Consider the following 23280-nt stretch of genomic DNA (forward strand, 5'->3'; position numbering starts at 1 on the left):
ATGGCCATCGCGTACTTGAAGTCGATGCGGCAGCGGACCGCCTCGGCGGCCTGCCTGTCCGACAGGCCGAGCAGGAACTGCAGCACACAGACGGTGGCCAGCTGAGCAGGCGAAAGACCCGGACGCCCGTCCCGCGGGTACCAGCCGGCGAAGTCCTCGTCGCACCACAGCCCATTGAGGCGGTCCCGCACCCATATCGCCGTCGTGCCACCCGGGTTGCTCGCCCGCGCGACCCGCGCGGTCAGAGGCGGAACGTGCTCACCGGAACGGGGGCGCAGGGACAACGGGCACCTCGACAGCTGCAACGGTCGGCGGAACTCCCCGATCATCCCCGTCGACCAAGCTGCCGCACCGGAGAACTCCAAGATCCCCGACAGAGTCAAGCTGAGCATTTCAGCGGTAGCTCTCCAGGATGAGGACGGCCTGTGCCGCGGTGGTGAGCCAGTTGGGGCTGCAGTGGGCTTTGCGGAAGATCCGCCAGGTCTTCAGGCGGGCGATGCCGCGTTCGACGGGATACCGGAGCCCGGCGTGGGCCTTGTTCAACGACCGCTGCCGGACGGTGAGTTCTTGACGTGGACGGCGGCGGTGCGGGGCGAGCAGGTCGCGGTGGAGTTGGTCGAGCAGGGTCGCCCAGCCGGGTCCGACGGCGTGGGCCCACGCGGGAATCTGCCGGTCGCTGGGTGAGGGAAGGCCACGGGAGTCGTCCATGCGCTTCATGATGGCGGCGGGGTCTGACAACGGGCCGTGCTGGCCGTGCGGTTGGCGGTGACGGGCCCGTAGGCATGGCGGGAGGCGGGGCGGGCATAAAGGAGGTCTCTCCTCCTCAGCGGCAATGAGGAGCAGAGACCTCGGGACGGCTTGTGGCCGCCGGGCGGCCCTCGACCTGTGGTGTCGGGCGGTCGCGGGGCTACTGGGTCAGGCGGAGGGACCAGCCGGTGACACTGCCTTCCGCGTCGGGGACCAGGGCCGGGGTGTAGGTGTCGGGTGCGGGCCGTCCGGCCTCTTCCCAGGCCGCCAGCCAGCCCCGCAGCACGTTCAGGGAGGCGGAGTCGGGCGCGTCGGCGCGGAGGGTGCCGTCCTGTTCGATGACGGCGGCGGAGTCGCCGGTCGAGCGGCCGAGGCCGAGGACGTTCGGCCGCATTTCGGTCATGGTTAGCCGGTGGCCGGTGGCGGTGGCAGCGAGGTAGGTCCGCAGGCTGGCCCAGTCGAGTTCCTTGCCCGCGTACGGCTCGGTGTGGCCGGGCTCGCGGAGGCGTTCGAGGGCGGCCCGGGCGCCGGAGTTGCGCCAGTCATCCTGATTGCGCCAGGCGATCGAGATCCACGAGGTCGCCGGGACGCGGTTCTCCCAGTCGACCCACCGGGCCGGGACGGAGAAGTCGCTGCGGGGCGAGGTGCCGGTCTCGATGTAGGAGCCGGGGAAGACCGATTCGACCTGCGGCTGGCCGTTGCGGACGCGGATGACGGCGCCGACGGTCAGGTTGGGGACGGGGGCGATGGGCAGGGTGGCGACGATCAATCCGCCGTCGGTGACCTGGTTGACCCAGGCGGTGGGCAGCAGGGGCGGGGTGCACCAGGCCACCAGCCGGTCGTACGGGGCCCGGTCGGGGTAGCCGGCGGTGCCGTCCGCGGCGAAGCAGCGGATGTTCTCCATTCCGCGCTCGGCGTGGATGTGGTTGGCCCACCGCGTCAGGTACGGGTCGATGTCCAGGCTGGTGACCTGGCCGACGGGGCCGACGAGTTCGGCGAGCAGGCCGCCGGACAGGCCCGAGCCGGTGCCGACCTCGGCGACCTTCATGCCCTTGCGGACGTCGAGGGCTTCCAGTTCCCGGTGGATGAAGACCGGGTTCGTGCGGTGCACGGTCTCACCACGGGCCTCGTGGTGGGTGTAGTGCTGCTCGGGAACTCTCCCGGCGGCAGTAGCAACGGCGTTCATCGCTGTTCACTCCTTAGGGGAAGGGTCGGGACGCGTTCCTCAACAGCTCCGAGTGGGTGAAGGACACGCGTCAATGCGGCGCCAGGTTGACGGGTTCATTGACTCGTTCAGATGACGAGCGCGGTGTAGTGGTGCCATCCGGCCTGCGCGTACTCGCCGACCGGGCTGCCTCCTGGCAGAGCGGCCCAGGCGTGGTATTCGACCGGCGGCGGCGAGAACCGGACGCCCAGACACCAGTCCAGGCGCCGGCCGAGGAGAGCCGCGGCCAGGACCGCCCCGAGCGAGATTTCGGCGCACGCGGCCCTCACCGGCCACAGGCGGCCGGTGTGCCGGACGGCGGTGACCAGGGCCTCGGCCCGGTCGGGGGCGATCGGCCGGCGCCCGGCGCGACGGGCCCACCGGGCGGCGCGGACGGTCCAGCGGAAGGGCAGGGCCAGCAGCACCAGGGCCAGGGCGAGACCGGCGGCCGCCGCCAAGCGGTCGCGGAAGGGCCCGGTACGGGCGGTGGAGTAGGACTCCATGGTGGTCATCGCCGCCACCCCCGTAGGCGGCGAGACGGCTTGGTGCGGACCAGGCCCTGGGCGGCCAGGGCCTCGGCGACGGCCTGGACGTCGGCGGCCGCCCGCTCGTGGGGCAGGCCGTAGTTGGCGGCGAAGTGGACGGCGGCCCGGTCCGGATCGGCGGCGGCCAGAAGGACCAGCGCGGCCGAGGCGGCGGTCGGCGTCAGGTAGGTCCAGCGGCCGGTGTGCTCGTTGAGGATGGCCCCGCCCTCGTCGGTGAGGACCGGGTGGACGCCGTCACGCAGCTGCCACACGGCCCGTCACCTCCCACCAGGCCGGAGCCTGTTCGAGCTGCCGCAGCCACACCTCGGTCACGACCGCCGCGTGCAGGGCGCCCTGGGCCGTGGCCTGCCCGGCCGCCGCGCGCTCCAGCATCGCCCCCACCGGCCCGGAGGTCACCAGCCCCATGGCACCCAGACGCGAGGACGAGCCGAGCAAGGAGCGTAGAACCGGGGCGTGCTGGACGAGACCGGCGTAGGAAAGGGCGTTGAACCCGCCCTTGGTGACCCGGGTCAGGACGAAGCCGGGCAGCACGTCGGTGCCGGCGAACGCCTCGGCGAGCAGGGGCTTGTACCGGCCCGGTGTTCCGCGCTGGTCGGCGGGCACGGCCAGGCAGGCCCGGCGGACCTCGTTGTCCAGGTACGGGGCCGCGATCTCGATCCCGTGCTCGATCCAGGCGAGCGTCTGCCAGCCGCGGGTGTCGGCGCCGATGCGGGCGAGGTCCTGGCTCTCGGTCCACGCCGCCAGCCGCGCGGGCGCCTCGGCCAGCTCGCCGGCGGCCTCGGTGAGGGCGTCGGCGAGCTGGTGGCGGACGTCCGGCGTCATCCAGTCGGCCGTGGCCAGCAGCGGCGACCAGGCCAGCGGACGCCTGGCCTGCGGCACCCACGGCCGCGGGTCCTGCCGCAGGTCGGCGGCTGTCTGCCGCCAGCAGTCGGCCAGGCCCGTACGGGCTGCGGGGTGTGAGGTCTCGGGAGATCTTTGACGCAGTGTGCTCAGTACATCCTTGACGCCGACGGCCTGTTGGTGATCTTCTCCTACCCGTTGTCGATCTTGGGTGGGGTGTCGTGGGGTCCGATCGGGCTTGGCTGGCTGAGCAGCGGTTCCAGGCGGTTCGTGAGGTGCAGGCGGGTTCGCCGGTCACAGAGGTCGCGGTCCGCTACGGGGTCTCGCGGCAGACTGTGCACAACTGGCGGCGCCGCTATGAGGCAGACGGCATCGCCGGCCTGGACGAGGTCTCGCGTCGTCCACATCGCAGTCCGCACCGGGTGGCGGCCGAGGTCGAGGCGGAGATATGCGAGCTCCGGCGGGCCCATCCGCGCTGGGGCGCCCGCCGGATCTCCTTCGAGCTGGGAGAACGCGGTGTCGAGCCGGTGCCCTCGAAGGCAACCGTGCACCGGGTGCTGACCCGTAACAGCCTGGTCGTCCCCCAGGAACAGCGCCATGTCCGCAAGTACAAGCGGTGGCAGCGAGAAGCCCCGATGCACCTGTGGCAGATGGACCTTGTCGGCGGGATCTTCCTGGCCGACGGGCGGGAGTGCAAGATGCTCACCGGGATCGACGACCACTCGCGGTTCCTGGTGGTGTCCGCCGTGCTCGCCGTCCCCTCGGGGCGGGCGGTCTGCGAGGCATTCGCTGCGGCGATGCGCCGGTACGGGATCCCCTCCGAAGTGCTCACCGACAACGGCAAGCAGTTCACCGGCCGGTTCACCAAGCCGCGGCCAGCCGAGGTCCTGTTCGAGCGCGTCTGCCGGGAGAACGGCATCACCGCCCGGCTGACCAAGCCCCGCTCGCCCACCACGACCGGGAAAATCGAACGTTTCCATGCCACCTTGCGCCGTGAACTCCTCGACGGAGCAGGCCCGTTTGCTGACCTTCCCGCCGCCCAGGAGGCGATCGATGCCTGGGTTCACGCCTACAACCACAAGCGTCCCCACCAGGCACTGAACATGGCCACCCCCGGCAGTCTGTTCCGCCCCGCCCGGCCGCAGCCAGGGGACCCCGCGCCCGCGCCCGACTCTCCGGCCGTGCCCCAGGTCAGGGCGACCGCCCCCGCCGAGTCCGCCCCGGCGGCACCGCTGGCCGCTGAGGTCGTACTTCCGTTCAGCCAGAACGCGGTGGAGTTCGACACCGTCATTGCCGCCAGCGGAGTGCTCAGCGTCCTGCCACGCACCCAGCGCCTGCGCATCGCTGCGAAGTACGCCGGCCATGCCGCGCACGTGTGGGCCGACGAGTTCAGCGTCCACGTCCAGATCGGCGGCGAGCACATCCGCACCGCGGCGTCCAACCTGACCGTCGCCGACCTGGAAGAACTGCGTCTGCGCGGAGCCCGCCCGGCCGGACCGCCTCCAGTCGCGGTCACCGCGGCACGCGGCAAGAAGCTCGCCGCCGGTGCAGTGGTGGAGCTGACCCGGGCCGTCGGCGGTGACGGCTTCTGCCAGCTCGGCGGCCAGGCCCTGAAGGTCGGCACCCCGCTGGCCCGCCGCCAGGTCACGCTCCGCCTCGACGGACACCTGGTCCACGTCGTCGCCGACGGCGTCCTCGCCAAGACCCTGCCCTCGCCCCTCGCGCCCGATGAGCGCGCCAGCCTTCGCGGCGCCCGCATCGCCACGGACCCGCTGCCCGCACCGGCCCCCGGGCCGATCAGTGTCACCCGCCGGGTCCCCCGCGACGGCGTCGTCATGGTCACCCGCCAACGACTCCGGATCGGGCGCACCCATGCCGGCAAGACTGTGCACATCCTCGTCGAGGACACCCACTTCCGCGTCCTCCTCGACGGCGAGGAGCTCTGCCTCCACCCCCGGGACGACAAGCAGCCAGTCACCCGGTTCCGGGCTTACGCAGCCCGGACCAGCACCAACGAGGTGTCAACGAAGTCCTGAGAACATCACGTCAAAGAACTCGTGAGACCCCACACATCGGCTCAGGGTGGGGAATTTCGTGACCGCCGACACTGTTCGAGTTGCTCCAGCACGGCCGTCTGTCCCACCACGAGCTGGGCGACGAGGGCGGCCACATTCTGGAGAGTGCTGCTCTGCTCCTCGAGGGCCCTCGTGCATCCGTCGAGCAGCTCGCCCTGCTCGAGCTGGGACTCCCGAACCGCGTCGAGGACCTCAGCGTTGCGACGAAGACTCACGCGCCGCTCCCCTTCTAGCCGGCCAATCCGAGGGAGCGGTCAGCTCGCGTTCGGGTTCTTGCCCACCAGCGCCGACAGCAACTCGACGATCTGCGCCTGGTTGCGGTCCAGCTTCTCTTCCAGGGCATCGAAGCGGCCGTTGACCTTGGCGAAACCTTCGCGAACCTCGCGGCGCAGCGCGGCCTGGCTCTCGATGACGGCCGCGAAGTTGCCACCGGTCTGCACCTGCAGCGCCTCGACACGGTCCTCCACCGCTTCGACACGGCGGGTCAGCGAGTCGATTTCGTTCTGCGTGATGCGGTCCTCGGCCACGCGGGGCTCCCCCAGGTCATGTGCGGTGGTCATCAGGCCCTCCACGATATCGCGCTCGAACAGGGCCGTACCCCGCCCGGCCAACGGCGACCGCCTCTCCATCGGTCCGAGAGGTCCGTCCCCCGAAAGATGCGGTCCTCGCCGTGGCGCCTTGCTCCGGGGCCACGAGCTGACTTGGATCTTCTCGGGCCCGTGACGCCCGGCCGCGCGAGGAAGGAAGCCCCCGACGCTCCCTCGCCCAGGAACCGGCCAGAAGATCACCTGCTCGCACCGACACCGCAGCAGAACCACAGGCCAGCGCCGACCGCCCGGGGGCCGGCCCGGCGCGGAAACCGTGACCACCATGCCCCGCCCCACCTCCGCCCTGGCTGCCACCGAAGACCGCCGACGCTGCACCGGCGAATCCCACCAAGCACTCCACCCGCTCCTGAACGGCCGCACTGAGCCGCTCAGCATCCCCTCCGCCCGGCACCCTGCGCAGGCGCAGCTCGAGGCCGCGGTCTTCCTCGGCGTTTGCAGGCTCGGCGGGCGCGCCGCCCACCCGCTGGGCATCGTCCGCCTCAGGCCCGAGCCGGACCGGCTCACCGTCCGGCTGCTGGGCGAGCCCTACGTCATCTGGCACTGGGCGGAGTTCCTCCTGCCGCGCACCAGCGGGGAGGCACCATCCGATCCCCGCGACGCCATCACCGGCGTGCCCGGACTGCGCTGGCGCCGTGAAGGCAGCACCATCTGCCTGTACTACCCCCGGCTGCCGGCCCGCATCGTCCTCACCAGGTTCAACCCTCGCTGGTGGGAACGCGTCACCACGCGGATGCAACGCGACTACCAGCTCCTCCAAGGCGAGCCCGACTGGACCCCGGACGAACACGCTGCCCACACCGCCACGTCGGCCTCCGCCCTGGAACCGGCCGGCCTCCTGTCGCCCCTGCTGCGCCGCATCCGCGCGACCGCCGGCCCCGGGCCGGTCAACTCCACCGACGCCTGGCACTGCGTAGGCAACGACTTCCGTCTGGAGACTGCCGACGGCCCGCCCTGCCCCGACCTCATCCACCTGCTCGGCACTGGCCCCACCGGGCTCGGCTGGAGGGTCACCGCCAAGGCGTGCACGTGCCTGTGCGACCACCGTCACGGCACGTGCAGAGTCGACTTCCACGACCCGGCCAGCGACCGGTCCGTGTACTACTCGAACGGCAAATGGGGCCGCACCGTCGACGATGAGTATCACCGCGCTCTCGACGCAAAGAACCGCTGGGCCTTTACGTGATCGAGCTCACGCATCGTCTGGGCCGCCCACAACTCATCGCACCGGCGGCGACCTTTACACGGGCCTTTGATGGATGGTCGGCCTCGATTGAGCTGCCCCGACTTTCGTAGCGGCCGGGTTGTGTGTTTTCAGGCGATGTTCGGGCCGCACGCGCCCCGGGTTGCACGCGGAGCGCCTCGGGGCGCGCGCGGCAGGCCCTGACGACCTGGTTGTCGAGGACGGGGGCGGGCAGCCGCGGGCCGCGGATCGCGGCGGCCTGTTCGCGGCCGGGGTGGGCGGCCGCGTACCGGCCGCGCGCGGCGGCGGCCCGCTGTGCGCCGGGCCGCCGCGGCGGGCCCGACGGCCGGACGGCCGCCGCCTGGAGGCGGACCGACACCTCCGCCAGCGCCTCGCCCGTCAGCCAGCGCGCCGCGGGCCCGGGGCGGCACCAGGTGAGCGCTGCCAGCGAGGCGTCCACCGCCCCGGCCGGCGCGTCGTTCACCGTCCCGGAGACCCCGGAGGCCAGGAGCCGGGCGGCCGCCTCCTCCAGCCCCTCGCGGGAGGACGTGCGCGCCAGCCGGCGCGCCGCCCGGTAGACCGTGAACGGGACGACCGCGGACTGCGCCGCCGGTCCGGCCGCGCGGGCCAACGCCGTGACCGGGCGCAGCAGATGGCGTCTGCGGCGGCCCATCAGCAGGTCGGCCAGCCGGGCCGGATGGGCGTCCAGCACCTGGCGCGCGCCGTGCCCGGTGAGGTGGTCGGCGCTGCCCGCCGCGAGCCGGCGGCGGTGGCGTTCGGCGGTGACGAGGGCCGGTCCCGGCTCGTCGGTCAGCGGGCCGCTCATCAAGTCCGCGTAGGGCAGGGCCTCTTCGGCGGCCGCGACGACGATGTGACGCAGCCGGGGGTCGGCGGCCAGGGCGCGGGCCCGTTCCAGCTCGGACTCGCGCGTCCGGCCGCCCGCCACCAGGTCGTTGAAGGTGACGACGAGCAGCCGCTCGCCCGCCCCGGCGCCGTGCCCGGGCGGTGTGCCCGGCAGCCCGGGCAGCCCGGCGGCGAGCAGGGCCAGGGTGGCGGAGGCGCTGCCGCCGGAGAGGTCGGCGCCGATGCCGGGCGCCGGGACGCCGCGCGCGGCCCGCCGGAAGGCCGGGCCCATGCCGGGCACGGGACCGGGGTCGCGCCCGCCGGGGAACCCCGCGGCGAAGTCCGGCGCGTGGCGCGGCGCGGCGAAACGGGTGCGTACCGCCTCGACGAGGGCGTCGCGCACGCCCTCGACCGCCTGCTGGGCGTCGGCCTCGGGGGCGGCGACGGCGAGCGAGGCGGTCGGTTCGTACCCCGTGATGTCGCGGGCACCGGCGCGTACCACCAGCGCGTGTCCCGGCGGCACGCGCCGCACGCCCGCGTAGGGCGTGCCGTCGCCCAGCGCCTCCGGGGAGTCGGGGCAGGCGAGCAGCGCGGCGAGGTACCCCACGTCGAGCTGGGCCTCGACGAGGTCGGCGAGCGGCAGGGCGGCGGTGGCGAACGCCGTGCCGCCCGCCCAGGCCGTGTGGAAGACGGGCCGGGCGCCGGCCAGGTCGCCGGCGACCGTGATGCGGCGGCCGACCTGGGCGACGGCGGTGTAACTGCCCGGCCAGGCGGTCAGATGGCGCAGCGCGCCGCCGCGCGCGGCGAGCAGCCCGGCGCGCAACTGGTCGTCGGCGGCGCCGCAGCGGCCGAGGACGGCGAGGCGGGTGACGAACGCGGAGCTTCCCGACGGGCCCGCCTCGGCGTGCACGACGCGCACCTCGTCGGGCCGCCAGTCGCCCACGGCCCACAGCGGATCGGGTTCCTCCCACAGGAGTTGGGCGCCCACGGGGTGGACCGCCGGCACGCCGCCCCCGGAACCGGCCCCGGAGGCGGTGCAGCTCCACCCCACCAACCAGCGCATCGCCGCCTCCACAGGCTGTGGACAACCATCGGGTAGCAGTCATCATGCACAGCGAGGCGGACGACGCGACATGGAACGGGCGACTCCTGATCACCCTCGGTACGCCAACTGTCCGTGGAACGGGACGAAATGGCGCCACGCCATGGCCCGTGCACACCCCATGCTGCCACGGTTGACGGCACATGAAACCGCTTCGGCGCGCGCACCGGACGCCCGGCAGGGCGGGCGCACGACCGGATTCGGCCGTTTTTCCGCACGGCGCGCCGACGGCGGCGACACGGGCGGCGACACCGCGAACTCCCCCGGGCGGACGGGGCGTTCAGGGCCCCGGCGACGGGCAACGGCGCAGTCCGGGAGGCACGAGCCGCACCTCCCGGACCGGTCCGCCGCCCGCGGGGAATGAGGCGACGGCTTCCCCCGGCCCACTGGATCCAGTACAGCGGGCCAACCCACGCGACAACCATGGAACCGCCCCGGCGATGGCGTGTACAAGGCGCACGGCGGGCGCACGGCCACACACAGCCGGAGCACGCGCCTCTCGATGCACGCGCATGCGGACCAGAATCCCGCCATCCGGGACAACGCCCCTTAACGGTCGGGATGTGGGGAACTACGCTGGGTTTACGAATGCCCCGCGCCTATGCCGGGGCGGGCATCGTTGTTGCCGAGGGGTGCGCATGTCCAGGGAGCCACGCGGACCGAACGAGAAGCTGGGCACGGTCCTCGCTCTCGCGGGGATCAGCAACGCCGGTCTGGCCCGGAGGGTCAACGACCTCGGTGCGCAGCGGGGATTGACGCTCCGGTACGACAAGACGTCGGTCGCGCGGTGGGTGTCGAAGGGCATGGTCCCGCAGGGTGCCGCGCCGCACCTCATCGCCGCGGCGATAGCGGGCAAGCTCGGCCGGCCGGTGCCGCTGCACGAGATCGGGCTCGCCGAGGCCGACCCGGCGCCCGAGGTGGGGCTGGCGTTCCCGCGCGATGTCGGCCAGGCGGTCCGCTCCGCCACCGAGCTCTACCGGCTGGATTCGGCCGGTCGCCGCGGGGGCGGCAGCATCTGGCAGAGTCTCGCCGGTTCGTTTTCCGTCAGCGCGTACTCGACCCCCGCCTCGCGCTGGCTGATAACCCCGGCCGACAGTTCGGTGGCCCGCGATCCCGAGCAGGTGGCCGGCGAGCGAGCCGCCGGCACCGTCCCGGACTGCGGTTTACCGCAACGCGTCGGCCACAGCGACGTGGCCAAGCTCCGCGAGGCCGCGGGAGACGCCCGCCGGTGGGATTCCAAGTACGGCGGCGGCGACTGGCGTTCGTCGATGGTGCCCGAGTGCCTGCGGGTGGACGCCGCCCCGCTGCTGCTGGGCTCGTACACCGACGAGGTGGGCCGCGCGCTCTTCGGCGCGACGGCCGAACTCACCCGGCTGGCCGGGTGGATGGCCTTCGACACCGGCCAACAGGAGGCCGCCCAGCGCTACTACATCCAGGCCCTGCGGCTGGCCCGCGCCGCCGCCGACGTCCCCCTCGGCGGCTACGTGCTGGCCTCGATGAGCCTCCAGGCCACCTACCGCGGCTACGCGGACGAGGGCGTGGACCTCGCCCAGGCCGCCCTGGAGCGCAACCGCGGCCTGGCCACGGCCCGCACGATGAGCTTCTTCCGCCTCGTCGAGGCGCGCGCCCAGGCCAAGGCCGGCGACCAGCCGGCCTGCGGAACCGCGCTCAAGGCGGCCGAGGGCTGGCTGGAGCGGGCCCGCTCCGGCGACCCGGACCCGTCCTGGCTGGACTTCTACACCCAGGAACGGTTCGCCGCGGACGCCGCCGAGTGCTACCGCGATCTGCGCATGCCGCGGCAGGTGCAACGGTTCACCGAACAGGCGCTGTCGCGGCCCACGGAGGAGTTCGTGCGCTCGCACGGGCTGCGGCTGGTGGTCTCGGCCGTCGCCGAGCTGGAGTCGGGCAACCTCGACGCGGCCTGCGCGGCGGGGACGCGGGCGGTGGAGGTCGCGGGCCGGATCTCCTCGGCGCGCACCACGGAGTACGTCCGCGACCTGCTGCACCGGCTGGAGCCGTACGGCAACGAGCCGCGGGTGGTGGAGCTGCGGGAGCGGGCGCGGCCGTTGCTGATGGCGACGACGGCGTGAGGGACGGGTGGAGGATGGTGTGAACCGGCCGGACACCTGACGTTCTCCGGGCCGTTCCCCTCCTCGTTCCCCGAGCCGTTCCCCCTGGTCCGACGATGTTTCGGCCCGCTGTCAGTGGCGCACGTCATCATAGGGACCGTGAGTCGGCGAGAGCGGGGACCGGCGGTGGGTGCTGTCGGTGCGGTCGGTGCGGTGAGTCGCGGGGATCGGTGCGGGGAGGTGACCCAATGACGGCGTACGACGCGGCGTACGACTGTGACGTGCTGGTGATCGGGGGCGGCATCGTCGGCCTGTCGACGGCCTACGCGATCACGCGCGCCGCGCCGGGCACGAGCGTCGTCGTGCTGGAGAAGGAGCGCGGCCCGGCCCGCCACCAGACAGGGCGCAACAGCGGGGTGATCCACAGCGGGATCTACTACCGGCCCGGTTCGTTCAAGGCGCGGTTCGCGGTGCAGGGCGCGGCGGAGATGGTGAAGTTCTGCACCGAGCACGGCCTGCCCCACGAGGTCACCGGCAAGCTCGTCGTCGCCACGGACCACGCCGAACTGCCCCGTCTGCACGCCCTCGTCCAGCGCGGCCGGGAGAACGGCATTCCGGTACGGGAGTTGGGGCGGGCCCAGATAGCCGAGTTCGAGCCGGAGGTGCGCGGCATCGGCGCCATCCACGTCGGCACCACGGGTGTCTGCGACTACGGCGCGGTCGCCGCGTGCCTGGCCCGGCTCGCCGAGGACGCGGGGGCCTCGGTGCGGTACGGGGCGGAGGCCCGCGTCATCGGCCGGCGCGGGCCGGCGGTCGCGGTGCGCACGGCGGACGGCTCGGTGCTCCGGGCCCGCGCCCTGGTCAACTGCGCGGGCCTGCACAGCGACCGGATAGCGCGGCTGGCGGGCGACGACCCGGGCATGCGGATCGTCCCCTTCCGGGGGGAGTACTACGAGCTCGCGCCCGCCGCCCGGGGCCTGGTCCGCGGCCTGGTCTACCCGGTGCCCGACCCGGCCTTCCCCTTCCTCGGGGTCCACCTCACCCGGGGCGTCGACGGCCAGGTCCACATAGGACCGAACGCGGTGCCCGCCCTGGCCCGCGAGGGGTACGCGTGGCGGACGGTGCGCCCCGCGGAGCTGGCCGGCACGGCCGCCTTCCCCGGCGCCTGGCGGCTCGCCCGCCGCCACTGGCGCTACGGCGCGGACGAGATCCGCCGTTCGCTCTCCAAGCCCGCCTTCACCGCCGCGGTCCAGCGCCTGCTCCCCGGCGTGACCGCCGACGACCTGATACCCGCCCCGTCCGGGGTCCGCGCCCAGGCGGTGCTGCGGGACGGGACGCTGGTGGACGACTTCCTCTTCGCGGGCTCGCCGCGCATGGTGCACGTGCTGAACGCACCGTCGCCGGCGGCGACGGCGTCGCTGCCGATCGGGCGGGAGGTGGCGCGGAGGGTGCTGGCGGAGCTGCGCTGAGGGCTGGGGAGTGCTCCTGGCACGCCCGTACTATGGAAGAACTGTGCCCGAGAACCAGACCTCCCCCGCCGCCGTACCGGCCCAGGCCCACCCCCGCGCCCGCCGGGAACCGATGTTCCCCGACGGCCCGGCCCCGGACCCGGCCGGCTCGCACCACGAGCGCCGCATCCGCTCCTTCCAGCCGCGCCGCAGCCGCGTCACGACCGGACAGGGCGAGGCACTGCGCCGCCTGTGGCCCAAGTGGGGCCTGGACATCGACGGCCTGAGCAAGATCGACCTCGGCGAGCTCTTCGGCGACCCCGCCCTGCCCGTCGTCCTGGAGATCGGCTTCGGCATGGGCGAGGCGACGGCGCAGATGGCCGCGGCCGACCCCGGCACCGGCATCCTCGGCTGCGACGTGCACACCCCCGGCCAGGGCAACCTGCTCGCCCTCGCCGAGCGGAACGGCCTGACCAACGTCCGGGTCGCCAACGGCGACGCGATCATCCTCCTCCGCGAGATGCTCGCCCCGGACTCGCTCGCGGGCATCCGCGTCTACTTCCCGGACCCCTGGCCCAAGAAGCGCCACCACAAGCGCCGCCTGATCCAGCCCGAGTTCCTGGCCCTGGCGGCGACCCGCCTCGCGCCGGGCGCGCTCCTGCACTGCGCGACGGACTGGGAGCCATACGCCGAGCAGATGCTGGAGGTCCTGACCGCGGCCCCCGGCTTCGAGAACACCCAGCCCGACGGCGGCTTCGCCCCGCGCCCCGACTTCCGCCCGCTGACCCGCTTCGAGGGCCAGGGCCTGGACAAGGGCCATGTGGTCCACGACCTGCTGTTCCGCCGCGTCTAAACCCGTTCACCCCCCGTGCGCCCTTGGCTAGGGTCAACGGGTGCATGAGTCCCAGCAACGGCCCGCGACAGCGGGCCCCATACCCACGCCGCCCGCCCCGGCCTTCCGGCACTACCGCCCCCGCCGCGCGCTCTGGGACAACAAGGCAGTACGCGCCGGAACGGTCGCGCTCCTCCTGGCCCTCTGCGGCCTGCTGATCCTCGCCCTGGTCCGCGAACAGACGGGCACCCCCGGCTTCCTGGTGGGCCTGGGCCTGGCGGTCCTCCCGGTCCCGCTGCTGATAGCCGCCTTCCGCTGGATGGACCGAGTAGAACCAAAACCCTGGAAGAACCTGATCTTCGCCTTCGCCTGGGGCGCCTGCGCGGCGACGCTGGTGGCCCTCCTCGCGAACGGCTACGCCACGAAGTGGCTCATGAACACGATCGACATCGCCCACCGCGAGGAGGCGAGCTCCTTCGGCGCGACGTTCGTGGCCCCGGTGGTCGAGGAGTCCGCGAAAGCCGCGGCCGTCCTCCTCCTCTACCTCTACCGCCGCCGCGACTTCAACGGCATCGTCGACGGCGTGGTGATCGCCGGAATCACGGCCACCGGCTTCGCCTTCACGGAAAACATCCTCTACTTGGGCAACGCCTACGCCTCCGACCAGTCCTTCGGCGCTTCGGGCTTTACGACCACCGCAGGCACGTTCGTCGTCCGCGTCCTGATGTCCCCCTTCGCCCACCCCCTCTTCACATCAATGACGGGCCTGGGCTTCGGCATAGCGGCCACACTCCCCGCCCACCGCCGCGCACTCCGCGCCCTGGTCCCCTTCGTCGGCCTCCTGACCGCGATGGTCCTCCACGGCGTCTGGAACGGCTCCGCCTCCCTCCCCGGCCTCGGCTTCCTCATCGTCTACGCCCTCTTCATGGTCCCGGTCTTCGGCACCCTGACCTGGCTGACGATCTGGTCCCGCCAGACAGAACTCCGCACGATCCGGGCGCATCTACCGGAGTACCAGGCGGCGGGCTGGCTGACCCCGCCGGAGCCGCTGGCTCTGTCATCAATGCGGGCGCGCGCAATCGCCCGGGACGTGGCAAAGCGAGCGGGCGGGCCGGGGGCGGCGCGGACGGTGGCGGAGTACATCTCGTTCGCGACGTCGTTGGCGTTCCTGCGGCAGCGGGCGTACGCGGGCCGACTTGAGCCGGACTTCGCGGCGCGGGAGCAGGAACTGCTGCATCATCTGTGGCAGCGGAAGGGCGTAGCCCAACCTGCGCTGGAGCGGGCGTCGTTGTCGTTGGTCCGGCCGACAATGACAGCGCCGTCGGCGCCATGCGGGATGCCTCCGGCGTACGGCCCTGCTGCTGCACCCGGCTGGCAGAGTTCCGGACCGCATGGCCCCGGACGGTATCAGTGACACTCTGCGCCCCAGGTGACGCGCTCAGCCACACCGCAAGCAGCACTATCCTCAGAACTGTGGCTGACGAGACCGACTGGACACCACCTGAAGGATCTTGGGCTTCGTCGGCTGCGCGCCGCCGCAACATGCAGGCGATTCGCAGCCGAGACACCAAACCCGAGCACCTGATCCGGCGCTTGGTGCACGCCCAAGGCCTGCGCTACCGCGTAGCAGCGAGACCACTACCCGAGCTACGCCGGACAGCGGACCTCGTCTTCCGCCCCGCCAAGGTCGCAGTGTTCATCGACGGCTGCTACTGGCATGGGTGTCCGGAGCACTACGTAGCTCCCCGAACAAACCCCGGCTACTGGTCGGACAAGGTCGCTCGTAATATGGCGCGCGACCGGGATACGGACAAGCAACTGATCGCTGCGGGTTGGTTCGTGCTCCGTTTCTGGGAGCACGAACCATCAGGCCTCTGCGCCGATAAGATCGCGGCTACGGTCCTGGCCCGCCGCGCGACCCTCAGGAGCCCTTGAGGCTGGCACGACAACGTTCCCGGGCATATCGCCTGTCGCGCCCCCAGCCTGGCCTTCCATCACATAGTCCTTGAGCAATTCTTCGCGTCGATCCGGGCGAAGCACTGCGGCAATAGCACGACCAATCGCCTCAGCTACCGGCGGAGGAAAAGCGTTACCGACTTGCCGATAACGCGCCGTCTTCCGGCCCTTAAATCGCCACTGATCAGGGAATCCTTGGATCTTTGCAGCCTGCTGAACGGTGAGCATCGGCCCGACCGGCCGGAAGAGATCGCGCTCCGGATTCCGTTCATCGTCCGTGTCATCATTGGCAACGCCTGTGGCGTCAACCCCCATAGCGGCCCACGCTTTTTTGGCACGACTTGGCCCCAAGTCAGCTCCGCCATGCTTCTTTGAGCCGCCCACCAGCGTCGGCGCTACGCCATCCGTGGCATTAGTTTTGGCCTTGTCAGCACTTGTGCGCCAGTCATCGAAAACATCCTGCCCGGTCCGCTCGTCAGGGCCTGCAATCTCACCCTTGAAGTTCTTGTCCCAGAACACCTTGCAACGGTCCAGCATCGACTGCTCAAGAGCTTCCAAGACAGGCATGACGCCTCGCCTGCTTTGCTTCGGCCAAACAAAGCGTTCAGCGCCTTCAACCCGCTCATGGAAGGCCACGAGAATGGCCCTAGGACGAAGTTGCGGCACGCCAAAATCTCGCGCCTCAACTTTCCGCCAAACACTCCTCATAACTTCATCTTGAGCCTCGGGCGACAACTCCTCAGGCACTTCAGGCACGACATACCCAAGACGCCGAAGCTCGTCAAGGATCCACCTGCGGTACTCAATAAACACAGCCGGTGGCTCAAGGATGCCGCGGACATTCTCAATCATGACGGCGTTTGGCCGCACCTCTTCAACGATTTTAAGCATGTCCGGAAAAAGGTCACGCTCATCGTCAGCCCCAAGCTGCTTCCCAGCCAGGGAGAACGGCGGGCAGGGAACACCACCAGCCAGAAGATCCACCCTCGACTGAGGATTAGCCCCAAGTCGGGTAAACGCTTCACCAAGATTCTCATAGACGCCAGAAGAGAGGAATTCCTTGACGTCCATGGGCTTGAGTGCGTCAGCGCGCTCCTTATCCCAACCGGGCCACTGGACCACATTCTCCTTGAGAGTGTTGACCGCGTGTTGGTCCCACTCAACCAGGGCGAGATGCCCGAAATGCGCGTTGTGCAACCCCACAGCCTGCCCGCCGGCGCCAGCGCAGATCTCGATCGAGGTCAACGGCTCAGTCTCTGGGGCTACTCGGCCGCTAACGCTCATCGGCACGCTCCTCCTGGTACGACGGACACAGATGCCCAAGTCTCGCAGAACCCCGTACCAGGAGTCTCGCTGCCACCACCGATACTGCACCCGGCAGGGGCCACGCTGCGTGCGAAAGATCGCTCTACCCCATGTGCTGCAGCAAGGCGGCAACATCACTCGGGGCCAGACCAGCTGCTACAGCAGGCTCCTCCACAAGATCAGCCAGCTGCTGGACAGACGGGTCGTCGAGGATCTGCCCCATGAACGTGAGCTTCTGATCAAGCCGCACCTCGACTACCTGATCGATGGTGTTCCGGACAGCCAGCACGGTGACCCGGGTCTCAGTGCCCGGAGCAAGGCCCAGGCGATGGATACGGTCGAGGCTTTGCAGGTAGCGGCCCGCCATAAAGTCGCGGTCTACGTACACAGCGTCATGACAGACGTGGTGCAGGCTGATCCCTTCACCCAGAGTGGCTGGGTTAGAGATCAAGACCATGCAGTCCGGATCCTCTCGGAACCGCCGGATCTGCTCTTCGCGATCAGGTGTCCCACCGTGAACCACCGCAGGACCGAACTCGCGGAGCAGCCGCTCCAGCGTGGTCAGGCTGCGGACGAACGTCGTCCAGACCAGAGTCTTGCGGCCCTGAGCAGCGTTCTCAGCAACGAGCGCAGCGGCCTCCTTGTACTTGGGCGACAGCTCATAGTCAGGAAGGTTCTGCATCAGTTTGAAGAGCGAGTGCTCCTGGGGAACCTCCAGTGGCGGGAGCTGGTACGCCAGAGGCTCATAGCGGCTCGCGCCCTCTAGCAGCAGCGCCGGACTCGTGGCTGCCATGAGCAGCCGCAGTGCGGTCTTGCCCAGCGAGCCCAGGTCCTCGCGAGCAGCTCCAGCCCTTTCACCTCCAACCAAGGCCTCATAGATCTCGGCATGAAGGTCAGGCATGTCCACGTATCGCACTCGTACCTCCACCGGAGGGAGGCCCAGTTCCCGCTTCGTCGTGCGCGTGAACAGGGGCCTCAAAACGGTGCTCGCATGTACGAGGTCGCCGCCGGCCACAGCTTGCGCTACGGTCCGCTGGCCGTGGCCCGGCCACACAAACCCAAGAAGGTTCTCCAGGTCCTTGGTCCCGTTGGGTGCCGGCGTGCCGGTGAGGATCAAACGGCGCCGGGCCAAGGGGCCGAGTGCCATGCAGGCTGCTCCGTAGGTGCCACGCGCGCCGAGCTTCATCCGGTGAGCCTCGTCAAGGACGATCACCGACGGAGCCGCCTTCAGCCACGCCGCGAGAACCCCGAGAGAACGGTCAAGCCGCTCGTAGTTGACGATCAGCACCTCTGCCCCCGGATCCGGGGCAGAGCCATCGAGAATGTGTGTGCGCAGCCCTCTCGCGAAGCACACGTTGGCTTCGTAACGCCATGACTCATAGGCCGACTTGGGGCATACAACCAGCACCCTCTCAGCCACGCCCTTGGCCTTCTGGGCTGAATAAACGGCAAGCGCCACACGTGTCTTGCCGGCGCCGGGAACACTGAAGTTCGCCCCATGCTGAAGCGACAGCAGCTTGGCGATGTCGCGTCGCTGGAACTCCCCGAGCTCAGCAATCCACCCTTCTCCGAGCAAGGGCAGGACGTCGTCAGATCCGATTTCTACGGACCGCCCAGGAGCATCAAGACGATTCTTGACAGTCTCCGCGTCCTTCGTGACGCCGACGACCAAGTCCCGGAGTTCCGGGGTCCATTCCACTCCGACACGGTGCGGCCAAGTGCTGAGCGTGCCCAGGCCGGCCAGCAGGTCATCAAGTTCCACCGTCGCGGCAAGCTGGCCAAGCTGGCCGCCCGTACGGAAACGGGCGACCAACTGGACAAGATCTTCGCGGTACTTCTCGGTGGTTCTCAAGATGACCCTGGTGCGCGTCTCGTCAAAGCCAAGACGAAGAGACGCCTCAACCACGGTCTCCGGCATCAGGCACCCTCCATAGAGACAGCTTCGATCAACCACGCGACACCGTCTCCCGGATGCGGAAGCCCACGCCCAGCCTGCTGCGCAAGCTTTCGGAGGCTGCCCCGGAGCTTCAGCACTGCATCGTCGAAGGCCTCTTCATCCAACGTGCGTGAAGCACGGGCCTGAACGAGATCGACAACGCATTGATCGATGTCCGCACACGCTTCCGCAAGACGAGCTGGTGCCAGTTGCTGGCGCTTCCGGACACGAGCGTCGCGGCCGGCAGCGTCAATCGCCTTGTCGAAGGCATCGCGAGCTTCTTCGACAACCTCCTGGGCTCGTTCTCGGTCTTCGCCCAGCAGTTCCGATCCCGGACTTCCTATGGTTGCCTTCGCCCGCAAAATCTGATCGTTGAGCGCGCGGGCCGCCGCAACAGCGGAGACTGCGCCGGGGATCTCGATGTCGAGGCCGGGAATCGATACAGGCGACTGCTCAGCGGCAAAACCGCCCGTTTTCAGGTTCGCCGGCAGCCTGTCGGCCAGGTAGTCCTTTGCAAGGAACGCCTCGTCAATGTGCCGAATGTCGGTCTTGGCGAAATCGAGCAGTATCGCTGCAAGGCGCCATTCCTTGAGCACTTCTGCCTGGTCCCGGTCAACGCGCTCAAGCTTCTCGTAGAGACGATGAAGCTCCTTGAGCTTCTCCTGGTCGTCCTCGAAGTCAACTAGCCGAAGGGCTACACCACCTCCACTCTTACTGCGGTCGATCAGCTCACGGATCGTGCTGAGGATCCACCGCTCCTGATGATAGGTAGTCGGCCGGATCCGGAACTCCTTGGCGATGGATTCCGGTGTATGGCCGAGCGAAGCCTGCTCCTCCATCGCCAGGAGGCGGTTAATGTACGAGTAGTCCCGCCGGTGATCCTTGCGGAGCTGAAGTGACAGCTCGACCGCATTGATGTCTGCCCAGGTGAAGGACTCAGGGAGCACGCCCACTCGCATCGACTGCTTGCCAAGCTCACGGAGTGCGGCAGCGCGGGTGTTGGCGTTGATGATGACGCCCTGATGCGTCACCAGGCCAGGGTCGTTCTGGCCGAACTGCTGCAGGCTCTCCTTGAGCTTGTCGAAGTCCCGGTCACGGCGGTCCGGGTTAGCCGGATCGCCTTGGAGCAGGAATTCCAGATAGTCCTGGCTCTCAGCACTCCACGGATCCTTGTCAATGGCCTCATCACGCACAGGATCGTGGCTCCGCTGAGCGCGGATACGGTGCGTGCCAGGGTTGTAGTACAGACCGCTGAGCGGGAGCTCGATCACCTCGACAGGCGTCAAAGTCCCGTTCCAGTCGATCGTGACTGTTTCCCGCGTACCTCCCGAGTTCTTCACTTCCTCCAGGCGCTTCTTGATCAGCGCACTGAACTCTGCCGCACGCGGCGGAGGCGGAAATTCCCGCATAGTGACTGTCTCCATCCCTTAGCTACTCGTTCCCATCCTGAATGGCCTGCCGGACCGTTTCACGAGCCGACTCCGGCAACGACCGGAAGACGCCCCAAAGCTTCTCAAGGTCGCTCAGCTTGCGCTCACCAGCGTCAACCCAGCCCGCAAAGATGCGCTGCTCCAACGGCATCAGGTCCTTCCATGCGTCGATGACGGCGACGAGGTCGACCTCACGGCCCCGGCCACCAACACGGCACCGGTTGCACTCGGTAACCAGCTGCACCTCCTCCAGACCGCCCCCCAGCAACACCCTGCGCCGGGCAACGTCCAGCTGGGAGTCCTGCCCCCCATCGCCGTAGGACTCGCCCGCGCCGATGCCGCACGACCGGCACAGGAAACTGTCAGCCGCCATGACCTTGGTCCGCTGCGCAGCGGTCAGGCTCGACTTCGACCTATCGACCTTCGCCTGTCCGGGAAGCCAGATCTCCGCGCCCTTCTTCACGTAGCGCTGCTCCTCCAGCTTCAAGGAGGGGTCCTCACGGCGCGTGTGGATGGTCCAGCCGTGATCGCGAAGGTCTCGCATACGCCGGTCGATCTGCGCAACGTCCGGGAACGCTTCGCGCAGCCGGGTCTTGGTGAAGACGTTGCCTTCCCCCACCTCAGCCTCAAGCCACAGCGCTGCACGGGTCTTGCTTCCGAACTTCTCGTCCTGCCACGACGGCAGCGTCATAGAAAGCCTCCGTTCAGTCATGCCGAACCCACCTGGCCGCCCACTGCGGCCTGGCCTCCCCCGGGTGATCGGCGGCGACTCCATAAGACCCCGCCCACGAAGGGAAATCCAGAGGGAAACAGGTGTTGCTCTTGAGGTGGCAACACGGGGCTGATGCAAACTAGTTGCCCTGGACCGGCAACCTTGGGGGGCGGCGATGTACCAGCGACAAGACACAGGTGTCAGGATCAAAGACGGCCTGCCGACTGGGAGACGGGCTCTCGCTGAAGCGCTCCGAGAGCTCCATGGCCTCATGAAGCCACCGAGGGGATCCGTACGGCAGCTAGCCGAGCGCCTCCGCGAGGAGGCCGCCTACACGTTGAACCCGAGCACCTTGCACCGCTACCTAAGCGGTAGGTACCTGCCGCCAAAGCACTTCATAGAGAAGCTGCATGCTCTGGCGCAGCACGACTCGGGCGACTCAGCGACCGGATTCAGACCGCTCTCGCACTTCACCCAGCTGCACCAAGCGGCAGAGCCGACTCTCTGCGGTTCGTGCGCGAAGCTCCGCCGAGACGTCCGCGTCTTGAAGGAGGAAGTCCGTACGTTGAGGAAGGGGAAGTGCGCTCAGCACAGCACCAAAGCGCCCCCTGCATTGGGCTCGCAAGCCGGCCTTGCAGCCCCATCATCGGCGGCCGCCGACTGGGCAACGCACTTGCCGGTCCCCCTCCAGGCATGGGACCGGCAACAGCAAGCCGCTTCTGACATCGCCGCTGCGACACAGCTCGCCACAAAGACGCTGGATCTACTTAAAAAGGGCGAACCGGATGAAATTGTTGTGCTGCTACGTGGGGCCGCCGAGGTTTTGACCCCCTTGGAACGGGCCGCGTCCCTTGCGCTCCTCCGCCAACAGCACCGACTGCTGGCCGACAGCTTCATCGGATTCTGCGGGCGCGGCCAGTCCAGCGATTTGGTCATGAAGTTTGCCCTCCAACTGCACGATTACGGCATGCCTGACGACGCAAGCGCTGTACTTCGAGCTGCTCTGAAGTAGCGCCAAGGCAACACAAAAGCGCGCGTGGCCGGCACAGAGTCTGAAGTCAGTGACAGGACATCGGTTCTGAACCGGTCAAGCGCTGTACTGTGCCCACCAATCCGAGAGCGGATCGGCTCGGGCCATGGCCTTCTCCTGGTAGGCCCTGTCTCCCTGAGCCGGAGGAGGGCCTCGCAGGAGGATCAGTTTCCGTTACTGGAATCGTCTCAACATGCGTCATGCAGCCGCAGGGTTTGTGTCCTCAGACGAGCGTGCCCGGCAGGTTGGCCAAGCAAACTCTGGCCATGAGGGCACCCAACTTGGCGCGGCTGGTGTGTATGACCATCCCGGGGTCGTCACTCTCGCGTATCGCTATCCCGTCGTCGAACCAGCCAACCTCCACACAGCTGTTACCGTCGCCGCCACCGGAGTAGGAGGATTTCTGCCAATAAATTTGCGTAGACATCACATTTCCTGGATGACTCTATGGATGAACTTCTGCGAATCGTCTGGGCCCAAGGCGGAGCGCTCCACAGCGTTGAGCATGTTGCGGTAGACGGACAGTAGGGCAGGAGCGTCCACGAGTCGCCCGCCCTGCGCGTGGTCCATCTGGACGGTGTCCAGTTCCGGGACTGGTCCCACGGCATAGAGCACGGACTCGGCCGTACCAATCAGGTTGTCCGTATCGAAGGGCACTACGCGGAGCGTTACCGCCGGCCAATCTGCGACCTCGCACAGGAACTTCAGCTGATTTCGCTGGACACCACGGCTCCCGTAGCGCATCCGAAGTGCCGCCTCATGAACGATCGCTGTCGTAGGAGGCGGCGTTGCTCGTTCGTACACGACACGTCGGGCAACGCGGTGCTCCACCCGAGCGGCCAGATCCTTCTCTGGCAGGCTAGGCCCTGCACTGCTGAAGAGAGCCCGTGCGTAGCTCGTGGTCTGGAAGATCCCTGGCACATATGTAATTTGCAGAATTCGGATTGCACGGGCGTGATGCTCCAGTTCGGAGACATCCAAAAATTCTCTCGCCAGGATTCCCCGGTACTCAGTCCACCACCCACGCAAACGTTCCTCTGCTATTGCGCACAGCTCGCCGATCAGCCGTTCATCATCAGCTCGGTAGAAGGCAGCCAGGCGCCGGACCCGTTCCGCGCTCACGCCCCAGCGGCCGGCCTCGATGTGGCTGATCTGGGCGACTCCGCCACCGAGTAATGCGCCCGCTTCGCGCGCCGACATGCCACAGGCTTCGCGCAGTTTTCTCAGCTCGGCGCCCAAACGCGCCTGCCGCGCAGTGGGGTTACTCCTCGGCGGCATGAGTGTGTCCTTCCACTTCCATGGCTGCGAGTGTCCTGCGCCACGATCCCATAGTCCACCCGCTGTCACTCGATCGTGGCGCAGCGTTGTGACGGCACAGCTTTGTGCCTTACGGTCCTGCCATCGCCGCGCAGCACCGC

The 23280-nt window shown here is 69.2% G+C and carries 23 protein-coding genes; 9 read left to right on the plus strand and 14 right to left on the minus strand.

Going from position 1 to position 23280, the window contains the following annotated elements:
* The 6 genes from I5Q34_RS09525 to I5Q34_RS09550 all read right to left on the minus strand — a co-directional run.
* Nucleotides 1–284 (minus strand): transposase (locus I5Q34_RS09525; RefSeq protein WP_234428695.1); only part of this gene is annotated, 284 nt, incomplete at its 3' end.
* A gap of 109 nt (nucleotides 285–393) precedes the next feature.
* Nucleotides 394–708 (minus strand): transposase family protein, encoded by a 315-nt coding sequence (locus I5Q34_RS09530; protein WP_199891778.1) that lies wholly within the window; start codon nucleotides 706–708, stop codon nucleotides 394–396.
* Between the two features lie 199 nt (nucleotides 709–907).
* The gene (locus I5Q34_RS09535) at nucleotides 908–1933 is read right to left on the minus strand and encodes a protein-L-isoaspartate O-methyltransferase (RefSeq protein ID WP_199891779.1); all 1026 of its coding nucleotides are present in this window, start codon (nucleotides 1931–1933) and stop codon (nucleotides 908–910) included.
* A 107-nt stretch (nucleotides 1934–2040) separates the two neighbouring features.
* Complete coding sequence (locus tag I5Q34_RS09540) at nucleotides 2041–2463, minus strand: lasso peptide biosynthesis B2 protein (RefSeq protein ID WP_234428696.1); 423 nt, start codon at nucleotides 2461–2463, stop codon at nucleotides 2041–2043.
* Nucleotides 2460–2747 (minus strand): PqqD family peptide modification chaperone, encoded by a 288-nt coding sequence (locus I5Q34_RS09545; protein WP_199891780.1) that lies wholly within the window; start codon nucleotides 2745–2747, stop codon nucleotides 2460–2462. The genes I5Q34_RS09540 and I5Q34_RS09545 overlap by 4 nt, the downstream gene beginning before the upstream one ends.
* Entirely contained in the window at nucleotides 2731–3375 is a 645-nt protein-coding gene (locus I5Q34_RS09550) for an asparagine synthase-related protein (RefSeq protein WP_199891781.1), read from the minus strand. The genes I5Q34_RS09545 and I5Q34_RS09550 overlap by 17 nt, the downstream gene beginning before the upstream one ends.
* Nucleotides 3376–3557: 182 nt before the next feature.
* Here I5Q34_RS09550 and I5Q34_RS09555 point away from each other — a divergent pair, with 182 nt between their 5' ends.
* Nucleotides 3558–5372, plus strand: coding sequence for an IS481 family transposase (locus I5Q34_RS09555; protein ID WP_199891782.1), 1815 nt, complete (start codon nucleotides 3558–3560; stop codon nucleotides 5370–5372).
* Nucleotides 5373–5452: 80 nt separating this feature from the next.
* A complete protein-coding gene (locus I5Q34_RS09560) occupies nucleotides 5453–5644 on the plus strand; it encodes a hypothetical protein (protein WP_199891783.1) in 192 nt (63 codons plus the stop codon).
* A 21-nt stretch (nucleotides 5645–5665) separates the two neighbouring features.
* Here I5Q34_RS09560 and I5Q34_RS09565 read toward each other — a convergent pair whose 3' ends face one another.
* Entirely contained in the window at nucleotides 5666–5971 is a 306-nt protein-coding gene (locus I5Q34_RS09565; protein WP_199891784.1) for a hypothetical protein, read from the minus strand.
* 310 nt (nucleotides 5972–6281) lie between these two features.
* On the opposite strand from I5Q34_RS09565, the gene I5Q34_RS09570 reads away from it, so the two are divergent.
* Nucleotides 6282–7202, plus strand: coding sequence for a hypothetical protein (locus tag I5Q34_RS09570; RefSeq protein ID WP_199891785.1), 921 nt, complete (start codon nucleotides 6282–6284; stop codon nucleotides 7200–7202).
* Here the strand turns inward: I5Q34_RS09570 and I5Q34_RS09575 are convergent.
* Nucleotides 7195–9105: an asparagine synthase gene (locus I5Q34_RS09575; RefSeq protein WP_234428697.1), complete on the minus strand. Its 1911-nt coding sequence runs from the start codon at nucleotides 9103–9105 to the stop codon at nucleotides 7195–7197. The two genes, I5Q34_RS09570 and I5Q34_RS09575, sit on opposite strands and share 8 nt — an antisense overlap.
* Before the next feature lie 677 nt (nucleotides 9106–9782).
* Between I5Q34_RS09575 and I5Q34_RS09580 the strand changes: the two genes are divergently transcribed.
* The 5 genes from I5Q34_RS09580 to I5Q34_RS34570 all read left to right on the plus strand — a co-directional run bounded on the left by I5Q34_RS09580 (nucleotide 9783) and on the right by I5Q34_RS34570 (nucleotide 15428).
* The gene (locus I5Q34_RS09580; RefSeq protein WP_199891786.1) at nucleotides 9783–11234 is read left to right on the plus strand and encodes an MFS transporter; all 1452 of its coding nucleotides are present in this window, start codon (nucleotides 9783–9785) and stop codon (nucleotides 11232–11234) included.
* Between the two features lie 227 nt (nucleotides 11235–11461).
* Nucleotides 11462–12682, plus strand: a complete 1221-nt coding sequence (lhgO, locus tag I5Q34_RS09585) for an L-2-hydroxyglutarate oxidase (protein ID WP_199891787.1) — start codon at nucleotides 11462–11464, stop codon at nucleotides 12680–12682.
* 112 nt (nucleotides 12683–12794) lie between these two features.
* Nucleotides 12795–13514: a tRNA (guanosine(46)-N7)-methyltransferase TrmB gene (gene trmB, locus I5Q34_RS09590; protein ID WP_234428785.1), complete on the plus strand. Its 720-nt coding sequence runs from the start codon at nucleotides 12795–12797 to the stop codon at nucleotides 13512–13514.
* A gap of 40 nt (nucleotides 13515–13554) precedes the next feature.
* The gene (locus tag I5Q34_RS09595) at nucleotides 13555–14907 is read left to right on the plus strand and encodes a PrsW family intramembrane metalloprotease (RefSeq protein WP_199891789.1); all 1353 of its coding nucleotides are present in this window, start codon (nucleotides 13555–13557) and stop codon (nucleotides 14905–14907) included.
* Nucleotides 14908–14966: 59 nt separating this feature from the next.
* On the plus strand, nucleotides 14967–15428 hold the full coding sequence (locus I5Q34_RS34570; RefSeq protein ID WP_277965244.1) for a very short patch repair endonuclease: 462 nt from the start codon (nucleotides 14967–14969) through the stop codon (nucleotides 15426–15428).
* Here the strand turns inward: I5Q34_RS34570 and I5Q34_RS09605 are convergent.
* The 4 genes from I5Q34_RS09605 to I5Q34_RS09620 all read right to left on the minus strand — a co-directional run bounded on the left by I5Q34_RS09605 (nucleotide 15360) and on the right by I5Q34_RS09620 (nucleotide 20811).
* The gene (locus I5Q34_RS09605) at nucleotides 15360–16694 is read right to left on the minus strand and encodes a DNA cytosine methyltransferase (RefSeq protein WP_234428698.1); all 1335 of its coding nucleotides are present in this window, start codon (nucleotides 16692–16694) and stop codon (nucleotides 15360–15362) included. The genes I5Q34_RS34570 and I5Q34_RS09605 overlap by 69 nt on opposite strands.
* 163 nt (nucleotides 16695–16857) lie before the next feature.
* Nucleotides 16858–18672, minus strand: a complete 1815-nt coding sequence (locus tag I5Q34_RS09610) for a DEAD/DEAH box helicase (protein ID WP_199891792.1) — start codon at nucleotides 18670–18672, stop codon at nucleotides 16858–16860.
* Nucleotides 18672–20114, minus strand: coding sequence for a hypothetical protein (locus I5Q34_RS09615; protein WP_234428699.1), 1443 nt, complete (start codon nucleotides 20112–20114; stop codon nucleotides 18672–18674). Before I5Q34_RS09615 ends, I5Q34_RS09610 begins: the two co-directional genes overlap by 1 nt.
* A 7-nt stretch (nucleotides 20115–20121) precedes the next feature.
* Nucleotides 20122–20811: a hypothetical protein gene (locus I5Q34_RS09620; protein ID WP_199891793.1), complete on the minus strand. Its 690-nt coding sequence runs from the start codon at nucleotides 20809–20811 to the stop codon at nucleotides 20122–20124.
* A 196-nt stretch (nucleotides 20812–21007) separates the two neighbouring features.
* On the opposite strand from I5Q34_RS09620, the gene I5Q34_RS09625 reads away from it, so the two are divergent.
* Nucleotides 21008–21844, plus strand: coding sequence for a hypothetical protein (locus tag I5Q34_RS09625; protein WP_199891794.1), 837 nt, complete (start codon nucleotides 21008–21010; stop codon nucleotides 21842–21844).
* 241 nt (nucleotides 21845–22085) lie between these two features.
* Here the strand turns inward: I5Q34_RS09625 and I5Q34_RS09630 are convergent, their stop codons facing one another.
* The gene (locus I5Q34_RS09630) at nucleotides 22086–22289 is read right to left on the minus strand and encodes a DUF397 domain-containing protein (RefSeq protein ID WP_199891795.1); all 204 of its coding nucleotides are present in this window, start codon (nucleotides 22287–22289) and stop codon (nucleotides 22086–22088) included.
* A complete protein-coding gene (locus I5Q34_RS09635) occupies nucleotides 22289–23140 on the minus strand; it encodes a helix-turn-helix transcriptional regulator (RefSeq protein ID WP_199891796.1) in 852 nt (283 codons plus the stop codon). Before I5Q34_RS09635 ends, I5Q34_RS09630 begins: the two co-directional genes overlap by 1 nt.
* Nucleotides 23141–23280: the final 140 nt, after the last annotated feature.

It is taken from the genome of Streptomyces sp. AV19 (genome assembly GCF_015999245.1).
In the GTDB taxonomy this organism is placed as follows: Bacteria; Actinomycetota; Actinomycetes; order Streptomycetales; family Streptomycetaceae; genus Streptomyces.